At 54.5% G+C, this 16196-nt stretch carries 15 protein-coding genes and 1 pseudogene; 9 read left to right on the top strand and 7 right to left on the bottom strand.

What is annotated here, in order from left to right; genetic code table 11:
* Positions 1 to 25 precede the first annotated feature (25 nt).
* Positions 26 to 553 (top strand): fimbrial protein, encoded by a 528-nt coding sequence (locus EGY08_RS27895; RefSeq protein WP_004119337.1) that lies wholly within the window; start codon positions 26 to 28, stop codon positions 551 to 553.
* A 37-nt stretch (positions 554 to 590) separates the two neighbouring features.
* On the opposite strand, the gene EGY08_RS27890 is transcribed toward EGY08_RS27895, so the two are convergent.
* Positions 591 to 1142 (bottom strand): tyrosine-type DNA invertase, encoded by a 552-nt coding sequence (locus EGY08_RS27890; protein ID WP_004119335.1) that lies wholly within the window; start codon positions 1140 to 1142, stop codon positions 591 to 593.
* A gap of 402 nt (positions 1143 to 1544) precedes the next feature.
* Between EGY08_RS27890 and EGY08_RS27885 the strand changes: the two genes are divergently transcribed.
* Positions 1545 to 2216, top strand: a complete 672-nt coding sequence (locus EGY08_RS27885; protein WP_049114254.1) for a helix-turn-helix domain-containing protein — start codon at positions 1545 to 1547, stop codon at positions 2214 to 2216.
* A gap of 86 nt (positions 2217 to 2302) precedes the next feature.
* Here EGY08_RS27885 and EGY08_RS27880 read toward each other — a convergent pair whose 3' ends face one another.
* On the bottom strand, positions 2303 to 3211 hold the full coding sequence (locus tag EGY08_RS27880) for a DUF535 family protein (RefSeq protein WP_004119326.1): 909 nt from the start codon (positions 3209 to 3211) through the stop codon (positions 2303 to 2305).
* Between the two features lie 305 nt (positions 3212 to 3516).
* Between EGY08_RS27880 and EGY08_RS27875 the strand changes: the two genes are divergently transcribed.
* Entirely contained in the window at positions 3517 to 3657 is a 141-nt protein-coding gene (locus EGY08_RS27875) for a hypothetical protein (RefSeq protein WP_004102786.1), read from the top strand.
* A gap of 277 nt (positions 3658 to 3934) precedes the next feature.
* Positions 3935 to 5272: a serine dehydratase subunit alpha family protein gene (locus EGY08_RS27870; RefSeq protein WP_087828216.1), complete on the top strand. Its 1338-nt coding sequence runs from the start codon at positions 3935 to 3937 to the stop codon at positions 5270 to 5272.
* Positions 5273 to 5364: 92 nt separating this feature from the next.
* Here the strand turns inward: EGY08_RS27870 and EGY08_RS27865 are convergent, their stop codons facing one another.
* Together EGY08_RS27865 and EGY08_RS27860 are read right to left on the bottom strand one after the other, a co-directional pair.
* Positions 5365 to 6783 (bottom strand): Na+/H+ antiporter NhaC family protein, encoded by a 1419-nt coding sequence (locus tag EGY08_RS27865; RefSeq protein ID WP_087828217.1) that lies wholly within the window; start codon positions 6781 to 6783, stop codon positions 5365 to 5367.
* Positions 6776 to 7963, bottom strand: a complete 1188-nt coding sequence (locus EGY08_RS27860) for a trans-sulfuration enzyme family protein (protein ID WP_049114246.1) — start codon at positions 7961 to 7963, stop codon at positions 6776 to 6778. The genes EGY08_RS27865 and EGY08_RS27860 overlap by 8 nt, the downstream gene beginning before the upstream one ends.
* Positions 7964 to 8410: 447 nt before the next feature.
* On the opposite strand from EGY08_RS27860, the gene EGY08_RS30910 reads away from it, so the two are divergent.
* Both EGY08_RS30910 and cspF read left to right on the top strand, forming a co-directional pair.
* On the top strand, positions 8411 to 8581 hold the full coding sequence (locus EGY08_RS30910) for a YnfU family zinc-binding protein (RefSeq protein WP_216356110.1): 171 nt from the start codon (positions 8411 to 8413) through the stop codon (positions 8579 to 8581).
* Between the two features lie 176 nt (positions 8582 to 8757).
* Positions 8758 to 8970: a cold shock-like protein CspF gene (gene cspF, locus EGY08_RS27855; protein WP_071988214.1), complete on the top strand. Its 213-nt coding sequence runs from the start codon at positions 8758 to 8760 to the stop codon at positions 8968 to 8970.
* A gap of 48 nt (positions 8971 to 9018) precedes the next feature.
* On the opposite strand, the pseudogene EGY08_RS27850 reads toward cspF, so the two are convergent.
* A pseudogene (locus EGY08_RS27850) lies at positions 9019 to 9890 on the bottom strand (LysR substrate-binding domain-containing protein).
* Between the two features lie 106 nt (positions 9891 to 9996).
* On the opposite strand from EGY08_RS27850, the gene budA reads away from it, so the two are divergent.
* From budA to EGY08_RS27835, 3 genes are read left to right on the top strand one after another with little or no spacing between them, the layout of a single operon-like run.
* Positions 9997 to 10776 (top strand): acetolactate decarboxylase, encoded by a 780-nt coding sequence (gene budA, locus EGY08_RS27845; protein WP_123829229.1) that lies wholly within the window; start codon positions 9997 to 9999, stop codon positions 10774 to 10776.
* A gap of 10 nt (positions 10777 to 10786) precedes the next feature.
* Positions 10787 to 12466 (top strand): acetolactate synthase AlsS, encoded by a 1680-nt coding sequence (gene alsS, locus EGY08_RS27840; RefSeq protein ID WP_049122890.1) that lies wholly within the window; start codon positions 10787 to 10789, stop codon positions 12464 to 12466.
* Positions 12467 to 12489: 23 nt separating this feature from the next.
* Complete coding sequence (locus EGY08_RS27835; protein WP_004119299.1) at positions 12490 to 13260, top strand: (S)-acetoin forming diacetyl reductase; 771 nt, start codon at positions 12490 to 12492, stop codon at positions 13258 to 13260.
* Between the two features lie 56 nt (positions 13261 to 13316).
* Here EGY08_RS27835 and EGY08_RS27830 read toward each other — a convergent pair whose 3' ends face one another.
* The gene (locus EGY08_RS27830) at positions 13317 to 14387 is read right to left on the bottom strand and encodes an ABC transporter ATP-binding protein (RefSeq protein ID WP_004119295.1); all 1071 of its coding nucleotides are present in this window, start codon (positions 14385 to 14387) and stop codon (positions 13317 to 13319) included.
* The gene (locus EGY08_RS27825; RefSeq protein WP_049114481.1) at positions 14380 to 16149 is read right to left on the bottom strand and encodes an ABC transporter permease; all 1770 of its coding nucleotides are present in this window, start codon (positions 16147 to 16149) and stop codon (positions 14380 to 14382) included. The genes EGY08_RS27830 and EGY08_RS27825 overlap by 8 nt, the downstream gene beginning before the upstream one ends.
* Positions 16150 to 16196: the final 47 nt, after the last annotated feature.

The raw sequence follows: 16196 nt of genomic DNA, 5'->3' as shown, positions 1-16196 counted from the left end.
CTAATTGGTTACTAAGGAGTCGATAATGAGAATTATCGCCAGCCCGGCCGCTATCACGTTATTTACGGCGATTGCGTCATCATCGCCCGTTAATGCAGCGGATGTTACCCTGTATATCAACGGGGATATTGTTGCTTCCTCCTGCACCGTCGAGAACAACGGTATCTATAATATTGACCTCGGACATAATATTCCCAGCCGTCGGCTCAGCGAGGCCAACTCTTATTCAGCGTGGAAAGCGTTTTACGTGACGTTGAGCGACTGTCCTGTCGGGACATCAAGGGTGACCGCGCACTTTACCGGCCCTGTCGACGGTACCGACCCTGGTCTCTATGCCAACGTGAACCGCCCTGACAGTTCACGCAATGTTGCGATAGAACTCCAGCGTATAACCGGCTCGGTTAATGCCGGCAGCGGAAAATCGATTGCCGTCGATGTTGATACTCGCCGTCAGGCTATATTCGACATGCGGGCGCGCATCTTTAGCGTCGCAGGCGGCGCCACCGCGGGGAATATCAGCACCATGGTCGTCATGAATTTTACCTACAACTAAAGGGTATCTGGCTCTTGTCGGGCCAGATACCCTGGCGTCAGAGGGTAATGGAGTTAAAGCGCGCTGGATTGCTCGCCGTATACAGTACGGTATGTTGAATATTGCGATGACCGAGATAATCCTGAATCAGTCGGGTATCCACGCCCTCTTCCGCAAGCGCATAGCCGCAGGCGTGACGCAGCATATGCGGATGCACCGGCACGGCAATTCCGGCCTGTACGCCATAGTTTCGCATCATGACGTGAATTTGCTGTCGCGAAAACGGCGTGCCTTTTCGCGACAGGAACAGCCACGGAAGATCGGCGTTTAAACAGCCCGTACGCTTAATCAGCCACTGGCTTAACGCCAGCTGTTCACGGGGCTGAAGAGGATGAATGGTGGAAAAGCCATTTTTTAAACGCCGAATGGCGATTCGCTGACTGGATAAATCAATATCACTCACTTTTAAAAAACGTAATTCACTTACGCGCAGTCCATGAATAAAACACATGAGTAGCATGCAATAATCACGCAGCGAGCCATCCTGCTGCTGCGAAGCATGAATTAAAGCTTCTACTTCTTTTTTGCTTAAGTATTTTCGTTTTTTCATAGCCAACCTGACGGTTTCTTCAATGGAGCCCTTAAGGTCCGGCTCTTATATTGACTCTGCTCATGGCGACTGGCAGTCCATTATTGAGCAACCCTTTATTGCTGAATATCCTGCATGCGGTTAATGGTTATGAACGCTATCGCCCAATAATATAAAACATCAGGAATAGCCCAAACATCATCTATATAAAAATAAAACCCAATAGATTTAGTGGTTACGTAAATAAGGAGATTTATAAACTTATGCTATTAATATTTATCTTAAGTCTGATGAGGCGGCAAGTTTTTTTAAGTCTATGCGTAGACTCATTGAGGGTTTATCCGCCCCTCGCCGTCATTGATAATGCTGTTGCAACACTTTGCTGTTTTTGGGAGTTATCTTTTTCATAAGGAAATCATTAGCATGGAAACAATCCCCCGTATACAACACGATACTGACCTGCTGCGCACCATCACCAAACCTCTGCATGACATTGAAAAAATCATTCACTTCCTGGCGCCAAAATGTAACAAAATGTTAATGGAAAAAAGAAGAAACATCGGCATTGTGAAAGAAAACCAGCATCAATGTTTGGTTTTATTCAGAGGCACCATGTCTTTATATCGCAACAACGACGGACTCGTCATCAACTCTGAAACGGGCCCCTTCATCTTTGGCATAAATAGTCAGCTGCGTTTTTCTCGCCATATTTATCTGCGCACCCAGGAGGCCTCGACAATTGGCCTCATCTCTATTAATCACGCCCATAATATCATCGCTGAACAGCAGCTATGGGAAAACGTCACCCGCCTTCTGGAATATTCTTCAGCTAAAGTCTACGCCCATTGCTTTAAGGTTTCTAAGCTTTCCTGTTATGAAATTATTGTCCATCAGCTCATAGAATTAAACAATGAACCGGTGGCCATCAAAAATAAAACTACCGCCGCCAATTATATTTTGTCGCGAACCTTTTTGTCGCGCAGCGGTGTCATGCGAACCCTCGCTAAATTAAAACAGCTAGGGGCCATTGAGCTTTATCGCGGCGTGCTGGTCACGATTAAGCAACTGCCGCCCAGCCTCAAGCTTAGCGAATAATTTCGCCGGTGGCCTTCAGCGCATGTTTACCCCGATATTGCCGGCGGGCAGCCCCCTGCCCACCGGCAAATGCGCAGCAAGAGTAATCAGCCGCTACGGTTCACGCAAATATCGCGTAGCGCGGCGGCAAGATCCAGCTGCGCCAGCTCTTTCAAGCCTTCTCGCTTGATAAACTGGCTGCGGTGCTTGCTTTTTACCTCTTCCAGGCTTTTCTTTATCTCGCTCGGCGGTAATTTGTACCAGCCGCGCCGATGCTTCTCGCCGCCAATTTCCAGCCAAAGCTCAGAATAACTGGTTTTTACTCTCTCGCTTTTAACATGGTAATGGCTGTCAATCGCATAGATTTCCTTGATATTGAAATGCGACAAGAAGCCGTACAATAGCGTGATAATTAAGTTTTTCGGGCGAATGCCGTAAAGCTCTTTGGTCAGCGCCTTAACTTCTTCATTATCAATGTCTTTCCCCCCCTGGATACCGCCAATCCACGCCTGGCCATCTGCGGTGCAGGAAAAACAGATACTGTAGACGCGCCTATCGCCGAGGAACATTAACAGCATCAGCTCCCCCTCCTCCTGAAAAGGGGATGCCAGTAGCTTCACATCAATACAGGCACCGTTTTTCAGCGGAATAGCGATTAAAGAACGACCGAACGCCGCCATATCGTACAACTGCGGCAACGCCTCGGGACGGAAGGTTTTCTCTATAAAATTCAAAGCGCCATGAGCAATATTGAGCTTCGCTCTTTTTGACATCTTTTTATTTAAATAGGCCTTGAAGGGTTTATCTTCAAAGTTAACCAGCCCCTCGGTTGCGCCGGTTAATTTCGCGCAAGTGTAGTTTTCACATAATGTCTGATATTCCTTATATTTCCCTCCGACTAGCGATATCTCGCGGCATTTACGCAATGCCTTTTTATAGTTGAGTTTAACGTGACAAATAAATTTATTATTTTTCCGCCATTCTTTGATAGCGGCTACTGCGGTTGTCGAAGCCATTGACCATAATCCATAGATACATCCATAAGCCCGCCAATATTAGCATAGTTTACACAAGTCAATGCTTAACCCACCGTTCGTTGTCGATTCGTTTAATAAATAATTTGCTTAGCACTAAAATAATCGCCGCCAGTTTCTGAAATAGTCTTTCAACTATTATTATTGGTAGGGTATCGGCTATTCCTGCTTTAACAGAACCTACCTGCACTTACCGCTATGTGCTGCCGGCGCGCAGGCCAGGTGCATCCCTCTGCCGTTTTGCCTATACTTGCTCACGGTCAAAACTGAACTTAAGTGGGTAACGCATGGAAATTGATCTCGATAACCTGGTCTTTAGCGGACTGGAAGAAGCGCAAGAGCGCAACGCTGAACGTCTTGAAGATGCCGATAAAAAAGCGCAGGCCATTGTTGCCGACGATGACTGCGGCGACGCCTGTAAGATCTAACCGCTAAACCGGCAATCCTGCCGGTTTTTTTGCCCACCTCGCCCCCCGCTGCGGCTATAAAAACGCCTTCAGCGCGCCTTTCAAAGAAAATTTTTCTCCGGATACGCCATTTTACAAATTTAACGTGCAACTTTTTTCTCTGCCGGGTGGGGTAATATTCTGGCTATCGTCCCTGTCGGTCATACTGCCCTCCCTCGGCCCACAGGCGTAAATCCACGTCGGGAAAGAACGCTTTCGCTCGACGGACATTTTTCTGTACCGACCCAGAGGCTCAGTCATGTCAAACCGGGAAGATCATGCTCAATGGAACGCCTTTATTCACGCCCTGAAACAGGAAGTCAAACCCGCGCTGGGGTGTACCGAACCGGTCTCCGTCGCCCTCGCCTGCGCCGTGGCCGCGCGGCAGCTCTCCGGCGCGGTGGTGCGCATTGAAGCGGCGGTTTCGCCGAATTTAATGAAGAATGGCATGGGCGTGACTATCCCGGGGACGGGAATGACCGGCCTGCCAATCGCCGCGGCCCTCGGCGCCATCGCCGGCGATCCGCAGGCGAATCTCGAGGTGCTGAAGAGAGCCACCCGGCGGGAAATGGACGCCGCTAGGGCGTTGCTTGAGGCCGGCGCCGTGCGCGTGGTACTGCAGGAACCCTGCGATGAAATACTGTACGTTCGCGCTAAGGTCTACGCGGGGGATGAGCACGCGACGGTGACCATCATCGGCGACCACACCAACGTCGTGGCCATTGAAAAAATGGGCCACTCCCTGTTTATCAAGCACGAAAGCGCGGCCAGCGATCGTGGCATCGACCCGCTGACGCAGGTTGCCCGCAGCTCGCTGCGCGATATCTACGATTTCGTTTGCGAGGTTCCTCCGCACGAGATCGCGTTTATTCTCGAAGCGGGTGCGATGAACGACGCTCTGTCAAAGAAGGGCCTGGTTAAGGAGTGGGGTTTGCATATCGGCCCGACGCTGAAGCGTCAGGTCGACAACGGGCTGGTTTCCGACGATATGTTTACCGAGCTCCTCTACCGGACCAGCGCTGCGTCGGATGCCCGAATGGGCGGCGCATCGCTGCCGGCGATGACTAACTCTGGTTCCGGCAACCAGGGTATTACGGCGACCATGCCGGTGGTGGTGGCCGCCGAACGCCTTAACGCCAGCCAGCAGCAGCTGGCCCGTGCGCTGGCGCTCTCGCACCTGGTCGCCATCTATATCCATTGTAAACTCCCGCGCCTGTCGGCCCTGTGCGCCACCACCACCGCCGGGATGGGCGCGGCGGCGGGGATTATCTGGTTAATGAACGGCAGCTTCGACACCATCGCCATGGCGATCAACAACATGATCGGCGACGTCAGCGGCATCATTTGTGATGGCGCTTCCGGCAGCTGCGCCATGAAGGTCTCCACCAGCATCTCTTCCGCCTGGAAGGCGATTCTGCTGGCGCTGGATAATTCAGTCGTTTCCGGCAACGACGGCATCGTCGATCGCGATGTGGAAAACTCGATTGCTAATCTTTGCGCCATTGCCGGGCGGGCCATGCAGCACACCGACCGGCAAATCATCGAAATTATGGCGCACAAGCGTTATCAGGCGGTAAGCGCCGGGAACGAAGCATAACGCGGGGTGAAGAATTCTACACTGACGTTATTTACCGCGGCGCATTTTCTGGAGCAATAACTTTAGGCGCAACCCGTGGTTAACTTTATGAACTAAAGAGTAAAACCGACGATTAAATAGACCATGAGCGCCAGACTTCCCGTCACCAGGGCGTAGGGCATTTGGGTACGAATATGCTCAATATGGTCACAGTTGGTCGCCATCGAGGCGACGATGGCGTCGCTGGAGATCGGCGACGTCATATCGCCAAAAATTGAGCCGGATATCGCCGCGCCGATCATAAAGTGCGGGTCGATGCCTAACGAGACCCCCAGTTGAACGCCGATCGGGATCATAATGGCGAAGGTTCCCCACGAGGTGCCCGTCGCCAGCGACATGACTGCGGCAATCAGGAAGATAAAGCCGATCGAGAATCCGGATGGGATCACGCCGGAGGTAATAGAGGCGATATACTGCCCGGTATTCAGTTCCGCTGAAATATGCCCCATCAGGAAAGCCAGGATCATGATTGAGCTAATTTTCACCATGCTGGCGTAGCCGATGTACAGCTCTTTGAAAAAGTTCTCAACGTTCAGAATACCGCGCGCGCGGAACCAGATAAAAGAAACAACAGTACCAAACATGACGCCGGAGTAGACCGACATCGAACCGCTGCCTTTGGAGAACTGTCCGTCGCCGGTAATATACAGCACCACCGGGACCATTAAGACAGTGGAAAGAATCGGAATAAAGAAGTTGAGCAGCGAGTGACAGGCCGGGTGATCGATAACCGGGTCCGCTTCGTCAGCCCCCTGCTCTTGCTCGATTTCCATCAGCGCGGTTTCAAACTTTAGCTCCGCCTTTTTCATCGGCCCCCAACCGTAGCCGGAGAGAATATAAAACAGCACCGAGGCCAATGAAAACCAGGCCATCGTGTTCCAGATCATTGAGCTTGCCAGGACTTCAAAAGGCTCGCCGGTCAGGTAACCCTGCGCAATCTGCACTCCGATAACGCCCATCATCGCCGCCCCCCAGCCGTTGATCATCACCGACGAGCAGACCGACACGCAGGAGGTCTGAATAATATAGGACATCTTTTCCGGCGAGACTTTATAGCGCCGGGCCAGGTTTTTTGTCGAAGCGCCGGCGATCAGCTGGTTTATCGAGCTCTCGATAAAAATCAACGAGGTCACCAGCATCGCCAGCAGCTGTACCGATTTTTTATTGGTGACAAAATCGTTTTTTTCCGAGAGAAACTGCACCAGCTTACGCACCCCGCCGGTCACCACGATCAGCCGCATAATGCCGCCGATCATCACCATAAACACAATCGTTCGCGCGTTACCGGCGGAGGCGAAGGTTTCGATAATCCCATTCAGGGTGCCGCCAACCCCCTGGATAATACTGTGGTTAATCACCGCGTAGCCGACAAAAATACCGGTCAGCAGCGAGAGGATCACCTGGCGGGTCAGGATCGCCAGAATAATCGTGACCAGCGGGGTAATGATCGTCCAGATACCGTAGTCATGCATGATGATTATCCTGTGTGATGTCCATAGCGGCGAAAGCAAACTCCAGGTCTTGCAGCAAATCATCGATATGTTCGATGCCGACGGAGAAACGCAGCGTCGTGTCGTAAACCCCGATGGCTTCCCGCTCCTCTTTTGACATCGCCCCGTGGGACATGGAAGCCGAATGGTTGATCATGCTCTCCACCCCACCCAACGATTCCGCCAGCACAAAATAGTGCAGACCGCCGATAAAGCGTTTCAGGCTCTGGATATCCCCCTTCAGCGTCGCGGTCACCACCGCGCCGCCCGAACGCATTTGCTGCCTACAAAGTTGATGCTGCGGGTGAGATGGCAGGCCCGGGTAGTAGACGCTGGCTATCGCCGGATGATTTTCCAGATATTCCGCCACCCGCTGCGCATTGCCGCACTGACGCGCCATGCGCAGATCCAGCGTTTTCATTCCGCGCAAGGCAAGATAGGCATCGAATGGCGAAGCAATAGAGCCGAGAGTGGTTTTAATGAAATCAAGCCGGGACGCCAGCGCTTCGTTATTGGTTATCACCGCGCCGCCAATTAAATCTGAATGCCCGCCGACATATTTACTGGTAGAGAGCATGACCATATCCGCCCCCATTTCAAGCGGCTTATGGTTCCAGGCGCTGGCAAAGGTATTATCGACGCAGGTGGTAATGGCCCGTTGCCGGGCGATACGGCAAACCCGGGCAATGTCGACCAGTTCCAGTAAGGGATTCGTCGGCGTTTCAATCCAGATTAACGCCGTGTTTTCCTGAATAGTGCTTATCAGGCTTTGCTCATCGTTCAGATCGATATAGGAAATCGTGACGCCGGTGGTATGCGTTTTTAATTTTTCAAACAGCCGCCAGGTTCCGCCGTAGACGCCTTTCATCGCGATAATATGGGCGTCTTTAGGTAAGAGTTCCATAACGATATTGGTGGCCGCCATTCCCGAGGCGGTAGCGGTGGCGTAAATGCCGCCTTCCAGTTCGGCGAGAGCCGATTCATAAGCTTTACGCGTTGGATTAGAGACCCGTGAATAACAAAATTCGCCACCTTCATACAGATTAGGTTGAATAAATGAGCTGGCCGTGACGATCGGTGTAAATATAGCATGGGTTACTGGATCGGACTGATTTCCAGCATGAACCGCCAGGGTAGCAATATCTTTAGTTCTGGTTTTCATAGGGTACACTCAAATTATTATCAGATATAAAATGTCATGAGTCTTTATTTTTGCGATCAGCGAAGCTGGCAAATAAAACAATCGCCAAAAATCCGTTTAATAGCCTGGGAAAATATGGCTAGCGCATCATTAACAGCGTGATTGGCGTTTTCTGACCACCGTTAAAATATATATCAGGCGGAAAAGAAAATTTTGCCTATTTTCCCTCTAATCAGCTAAATATGGAGAAAAATGTTCTCTGACAACCAAAGCCAGCATCTTTTAATCTGTTGATATAAAACACTTTAATTTTAAAGGGTGATGCTAATCACAAAAAATAGGGGAAAAATACTCTCTTACGCGCCTGACCAGGGCTGCGTTCGCGCGCCGCCGGCTGCGCAGAATGAGTTAGAGCTATTTGCCGCTAAATGCTGTATGGTCGTACGCTCTTAAATCAGGAAATATCATATGTCAGAACGCAAAGACGCTAAAACTCGCCGTAACTATCTCGTTAAATGCTCCTGCCCTAACTGCTCTCAGGACTCAGAACACAGCTTCAGCCGAGTCCAAAAAGGTGCGCAACTCATTTGCCCCTACTGCCATAAACTCTTTCAGTCCTCATCACGATCCGCTGCATAATTATTCCCTTGCCAGATGCCGATTGCCAATTGCCGCGCGTGATTGCGCAATAATCAGCCAGCGCCGAACTCATTTGGCAAAAAAACCCGCCTGCGCGGGTTTTATTTTGATTTGCATAGACTTCCCGCGCGCTTACTGTATAGTCGTGCCGGTTTTCATATTTAAAAGGTATTTATTTGTTCCAAAAAATGACAGGTATTGTCAAAGCGTTTGATAATAAAACGGGCAAGGGCCTGATAATCCCCTCCGATGGTCGTAAAGACGTTCAGGTCCATATTTCCGCATTATCGCCCGGCGAACCAACCATAATCAGCCCCGGAACCCGCGTCGAATTTCGTCGAGTCAACGGACTGCGAGGCCCAACCGCCGCCAACGTCTACCTTTCTTAAACAGTTTTAAAAAGCGTTAACTATTTCCTGTCGTCGTCACCCCACCGGTTAAAACATGGCCAGAAAACGCTTCACCGTGCGCGAGCGCTCGTAGCGCCGCCAGGCGATAGCGATATCGGTTTTCAGCGGCGTACCCATCAGCGGGTGATAGCTCACGTTGGGGAGCGTGATGCAGGTCATCGACTGCGGCACCAGCGCAAAGCCGAAGCCAGCCTCCACCATACTGAGCGACGATGATATTTGCGATGACTGATAGGCTCGCTGCACGTCAACACCGGCGCGCAGATAGCTGTTGAACACCAGCTCATACAGGCCAGGGGCCACTTCACGCGGGAAAAGAATCGGCGCCACGTCCGTCAGTTGCTCCAGCGTCAGCTCGCGGTGGGACGATAGCGGGTGCGAACGCGCCAGGGCAATCACCATCGGTTCTTGATCGATAATCCGCAGATTGAACGCTTTACTGCTCTCGCAGGGCAGGCGTACAAAAGCAATATCCAGCTCCGCTTCGCCAAGCGCCCCCATCAGCGTCGCCATATTGCCTTCGACCTGATGCAGCGTCACCCCCGGATAACTCTGCTGAAACTGCTGTAACAGGCTAAAGATTTGCGGATGAAAAGCATCAGAGCTGGTAATGCCCAGCGAGAGCCGACCGTTCAGCCCGCGGGCAATTCCCTTGGTTTTTTCCAGCGCGCGTCGCTTAACGCCAGAATCTGGCAAGCATCCTCATAAAACGACTCCCCCGCTTCCGTCAGCTCGACGCCCCGCGTTAATCGGCGGAAAAGCGGTGTGCCAATTTCTCTTTCAAGCCGTTGAATTTGCTGACTTAGCGGTGGCTGGGAGATACCAAGTTCTTTTGCCGCTTTAGTGAAGTGCCGCGCCTCGGCGACGGCGACGAAGTAGCGCAGATAACGAAGTTCCATATCGAAAACGTCTCAAACAATCATAGATTCTATATTGGAACTGTGAGCTGAATCGGGTCAACATTTATTTAACCTTTCTGATATTCGTTGAACGAGGAAGTGGGTAATGAACCATTCTGCTGAATGCTCTTGTGAAGAGAGCCTGTGTGAAACTCTACGAGGATTTTCCGCGCAACATCCCGATAGCGTCATCTACCAGACCTCTCTAATGAGCGCGCTGTTAAGCGGCGTTTATGAAGGTAATACGACCATCGCCGATTTGCTCACCCACGGCGATTTCGGCCTCGGGACCTTTAATGAACTGGACGGCGAGCTGATCGCGTTTAGCAGCGAAGTTTACCAGCTGCGCGCCGACGGCAGCGCCCGCAAAGCCCGTATGGAACAGAGTACGCCGTTCGCGGTGATGACCTGGTTTCAGCCGCAGTATCGCAAAACGTTCGATAAACCGGTCAGCCGTGAACAACTGCACGACATCATCGACCAGCAAATTCCGTCGGACAATCTGTTCTGCGCCCTGCGTATTAACGGCCATTTTCGCCACGCCCATACCCGCACGGTACCGCGCCAGACGCCGCCATACCGGGCGATGACCGACGTACTCGACGACCAGCCGGTTTTTCGCTTCAACCAGCGCGAGGGTGTCCTGGTTGGGTTCAGAACGCCGCAGCATATGCAGGGCATTAACGTGGCCGGCTACCACGAACACTTCATCACCGATGACCGCCAGGGCGGCGGCCATCTGCTCGATTATCAGCTCGACCACGGCGTTCTGACCTTTGGCGAGATCCACAAATTGATGATTGACCTTCCTGCCGATAGCGCCTTCCTGCAGGCGGATCTGCATCCAGACAATCTTGATGCCGCCATTCGCTCAGTCGAAAACTAAGGAGATTCTCGTGGATAATCAACATCAACCGCGCCAGTGGGCGCACGGCGCCGACCTCATCGTCAGCCAGCTTGAGGCCCAGGGGGTACGCCAGGTGTTCGGCATTCCGGGGGCCAAAATCGATAAAGTCTTCGATTCGCTGCTCGACTCCTCCATTCGCATTATCCCGGTGCGCCACGAAGCCAACGCCGCCTTTATGGCCGCCGCGGTTGGCCGCATCACCGGCAAAGCGGGCGTCGCGCTGGTCACGTCCGGACCGGGCTGCTCTAACCTGATTACCGGGATGGCAACGGCCAATAGCGAAGGCGACCCGGTGGTGGCGCTGGGCGGCGCGGTAAAACGCGCCGACAAGGCCAAACAGGTGCACCAGAGTATGGATACGGTGACGATGTTTAGCCCGGTGACCAAATACTCGGTGGAAGTCACCGCGCCGGAAGCGCTGGCGGAAGTTGTCTCCAACGCGTTTCGTGCAGCCGAGCAGGGACGCCCCGGCAGCGCCTTCGTCAGCCTGCCGCAGGACGTGGTCGACGGGCCGGTCCACGCCAGGGTTCTGCCCGCCGGCGATGCGCCGCAGACCGGCGCGGCGCCGGACGACGCCATTGCGCGAGTCGCGAAGATGATTGCCGGCGCGAAAAATCCGATATTTCTGCTCGGCCTGATGGCCAGCCAGACGGAAAACAGCGCGGCGCTGCGCGAATTGCTGAAAAAAAGTCATATCCCGGTGACCAGCACCTATCAGGCCGCCGGCGCAGTCAATCAGGATCACTTTACCCGCTTCGCCGGACGGGTTGGTCTGTTCAACAACCAGGCAGGGGATCGACTCCTGCATCTCGCCGACCTGGTCATCTGCATCGGCTATAGTCCGGTGGAGTACGAGCCGGCCATGTGGAATAACGGTAACGCCACGCTGGTACATATCGACGTGCTGCCCGCTTACGAAGAGCGTAATTATACCCCGGACGTCGAGCTGGTCGGCAATATCGCCGCCACCCTGAACAAACTGTCTCAACGCATCGACCACCAGCTGGTGCTCTCGCCGCAGGCCGCCGAGATCCTTGTCGACCGCCAGCATCAGCGGGAGCTCCTCGACCGCCGCGGTGCGCACCTGAACCAGTTCGCGCTTCATCCGCTGCGCATCGTTCGCGCCATGCAGGACATCGTCAATAGCGATGTCACCCTGACCGTCGATATGGGGAGCTTTCATATCTGGATCGCCCGCTATCTCTACAGCTTTCGCGCCCGTCAGGTCATGATTTCCAACGGTCAACAGACCATGGGCGTGGCGCTGCCGTGGGCGATTGGCGCCTGGCTGGTCAATCCGCAGCGCAAAGTGGTTTCCGTTTCCGGCGACGGCGGTTTCCTGCAGTCCAGCATGGAGCTGGAGACCGCTGTACGGCTGAAAGCGAACGTCCTGCATATCATCTGGGTCGATAACGGCTACAACATGGTGGCGATTCAGGAGGAGAAAAAATACCAGCGGCTCTCCGGCGTTGAGTTCGGCCCGGTGGATTTTAAAGTCTACGCCGAAGCCTTCGGCGCCAAAGGGTTTGCGGTAGAGAGCGCCGAAGCCCTTGAGCCGACGCTGCGGGCGGCGATGGACGTCGACGGCCCCGCCGTCGTAGCCATCCCCGTGGATTACCGCGATAACCCGCTGCTGATGGGCCAGCTCCATCTCAGTCAACTACTTTGAGTCACTACAGAAGGAATCTATCAATGAAAAAAGTCGCACTCGTCACCGGCGCGGGCCAGGGTATCGGTAAAGCTATCGCCCTTCGTCTGGTGAAAGATGGTTTTGCCGTGGCTATCGCCGATTATAACGACGCCACCGCGCAGGCGGTCGCTGATGAAATTAACCGCAGCGGCGGCCGGGCGCTAGCGGTGAAGGTGGATGTGTCTCAACGCGATCAGGTTTTTGCCGCCGTCGAACAGGCGCGCAAGGGTCTCGGCGGTTTTGACGTGATCGTCAACAACGCCGGGGTTGCGCCCTCCACGCCAATCGAAGAGATTCGCGAGGAGGTGATCGATAAAGTCTACAATATCAACGTTAAAGGCGTTATCTGGGGCATCCAGGCCGCGGTAGAGGCGTTTAAAAAAGAGGGCCACGGCGGCAAAATTATCAACGCCTGCTCCCAGGCGGGCCATGTAGGTAACCCGGAGCTGGCGGTCTATAGCTCCAGTAAATTTGCCGTGCGCGGCCTGACGCAAACCGCCGCCCGCGATCTGGCGCATCTGGGGATTACCGTAAACGGCTACTGCCCGGGGATCGTCAAAACCCCAATGTGGGCGGAAATTGACCGCCAGGTTTCCGAAGCGGCGGGTAAACCGCTGGGCTACGGAACCCAGGAGTTCGCCAAACGCATTACCCTTGGGCGGCTATCCGAGCCGGAAGACGTCGCGGCCTGCGTCTCTTATCTCGCCGGTCCGGACTCCAATTATATGACCGGCCAATCGCTGCTGATCGATGGCGGCATGGTATTTAACTAATAATAAATAAGCTCTGACATGGTTTGCCCCGGCGTCACCGCCGGGGCTTTTTTATTTCAACCTTTAGGGAAGATCCACAGGTCGCTGACGGGCAATGTCAGATGGCAACGCTCGGCATCGCGCAGCGCGCTGCCGTAGGCGCGTATGGCGAAATCATCGCCTTCGGTGCGAAACAGATACTCCCAGCGGTCGCCGAGGTACATGCTGGTCAACAGCGGCAGCGCCAGCATGTTCTCTTCAGGCGCGGAAGCGATGCGCAAACGCTCAACGCGGATCACCGCCGTCGCCTCTTCCCCCACGCTAACCCCTTCCCCCGCCATTCCCCATAGCGCCCAGCTGGCCCCCTCAATGCGCGCCCGACCGTTCTCCAGCGCGCTAACGGTGCCATGCAGGCGATTATTACTGCCCATAAACTCGGCGGCAAACAGCGTTTTCGGGCTGCCGTACATCTCCTGCGGGGTTCCCTGCTGCTCGATCACGCCGTTGTTAAGCAGCAGAATGCGATCGGAAATCGCCATCGCCTCATTCTGATCGTGGGTGACCATCAGCGCCGAGAGCCCCAGCTTGACGATCAGCTCGCGCAAAAAGACCCGCGCTTCTTCCCGCAGCTTGGCGTCCAGATTCGACAGCGGTTCATCCAGCAGGATCACCGGCGGGTTGTAAACCAGCGCCCTGCCGATGGCCACGCGCTGCTGCTGTCCTCCGGAGAGCTGATGCGGATGGCGACTGCCAAGATGCCCCAGCCCCAGCTGTTCAAGTACGGTCTGGACCCGTTGCTTGATCTCCGCGGCGGCAACCTTACGCAGCTTCAGCGGGTAAGCGACGTTTTCAAACACCGTTTTATGCGGCCACAGCGCATAGGACTGAAACACCAGACCCAGGTTACGCTCCTCGGCCGGAATTTCGCTACGCGGGTTGCCGTCATAGACGCGGGATTTTCCAATGGTAATAATGCCGCCGGTCGGCTTCTCCAGCCCGGCGACCGCCCGCAGCAGCGTGGTTTTTCCGCTGCCCGATGGCCCGAGCAGCGACACCACCTCTCCCCGCTTCAGTTCCATGGACACGCCCTTCAGTACCGGATTATCGCCATAGGTCAGATGCAGGTTTTCTACCGATAATTCAATCATGTAATTTCACTCCAAAGCGCAGGGCGATACCCAGACCGACGACCACCAGCAGGATATTAATAAAGGAGAGCGCGGCGACGATATCGATAGCCCCCGCAGCCCACAGCGAGACCAGCATCGAACCAATCGTTTCGGTTCCGGGCGAAAGCAGATAGACCCCGGTGGAGTATTCGCGCTCGAAGATAAGAAACATCAGCAGCCAGGAGCCGATTAAGCCGTAGCGCGACAGCGGCACCGTAACGTGACGGGTAATCTGCCCGCGCGATGCGCCGGTACTGCGCGCGGCCTCTTCCAACTCCGGCGCTACCTGCAGCAGCGTCGAGGAGATCAGCCGCAGGCCGTAAGCCATCCACACCACGGTATAGGCCAGCCAGACGCTAAAAATAGTATTACGCAGCGCGCGCAGTTGGACGATCAGATGCTCGCGCAGCCAGTCGGCCACCGGCAGCGCTGAGAGCCAGCCGTTTTTCAGCGACTGATCGAGCCACATCGGCAAAAACAGAAACACCCACAGAAACGCCAGCCCGGCCAGCAGCCCCGGCACGGCGCGCGGCACCAGTACGCTGTAGTCAAGAAAGCGCGTGACGTTATCCGGTTTACGGTGCATAGCGATGCCCACGAACAGATAGCAGACCACCGCCAGCGCGCCGCCGAACACGCCAATCGCCATGGAGTTAACGATGGCGCGCAGCAGGTTCGGCTGCTGCCAGATGCTACGGAACGTCGCCAGCGAGAGCTCATCCCATAGCGAAACGCCTACGCCCCAGTTTGAAATAAAGGCCCGCAGCGCCACGCCGATCAGCGGCACGCCGATGGTGACCGTCAGCCAGGCAACTACCACAATCCCGGCGACCCAGCGCCATTTCCCCAGCGGCAGCGCGCGGGCCTGGGACGCTTTCCCCTTCATGGTGACAAAGCGGTTGGCGGTGCGCATCAGGCGGCGCTGGAGCATTACCAGCGGAATGGTAATGCAGATCAGCACCACCGCTACCGCCGCCATCAGATGATACGAGGGGGTGCCGAGCTTGTTGGTGAGCTTATAAAGATAGGTCGCCAGCACCATGTTGCCTTCCGGGTCCCCCAGCACCAACATCAGGCCAAACACTTCCAGACCGAGGAAAAACAGCAGCACGCAGGCGTAGAGGATCGACGGTCGCACCATGGGCAGGCTCACCGACGTCATCACCTGCAGCGGCGATGCGCCAACCGTGCGCGCGGCCTCCTCCACGTCCGACCCGACGCTGCGCAGGGCGGAAGAGATATAGAGATAGGCATGCGGAACGTGCGTCAGTCCGGCAATCACCACGATGCTGAACATCGAATAGATATTCCACGGTACGAAACCGATCAGCTGTTCCGCCCATTGCGAAAAGAAACCTACCGGCCCGGCCGCCACCACGTAACCAAAGCCCAGCACCATCGGCGAAACGAAAATCGGCACCAGGATCAGCGGCTCAATAAACCGCCGCCCGGGTAAATCGGTGCGTACCATTAAAAAAGCGAGGATCCCGCCGAGGGGGATGGCGATCGCCACCAGACCGAAGGCGAGAATAAAACCGGATTTTAGCGCCAGATAAAAATCCGGGTCGCTAAAGATAAACGCGAAAGCTTCGAGGCTGAACGACTTCGAGCGGGCAAAAAAAGGCGCCGAGAGAAAGCTCTGCACCACGATAAACAACAGCGGGACATAAATCGCCAGCGCCGTCATCACGACGACGATACCGCGCGGCAAACCCTGCCATTTTCGACGTAAGACATTCATAAGCGATCCCTTTAAACCTGGCGGGCATTAAGCGGGCTGCGCATCCA

The organism is Klebsiella sp. FDAARGOS_511 (assembly GCF_003812845.1).
Lineage (GTDB): Bacteria > Pseudomonadota > Gammaproteobacteria > Enterobacterales > Enterobacteriaceae > Klebsiella > Klebsiella grimontii.
This window is presented reverse-complemented; position numbering and strand designations above follow the sequence as displayed.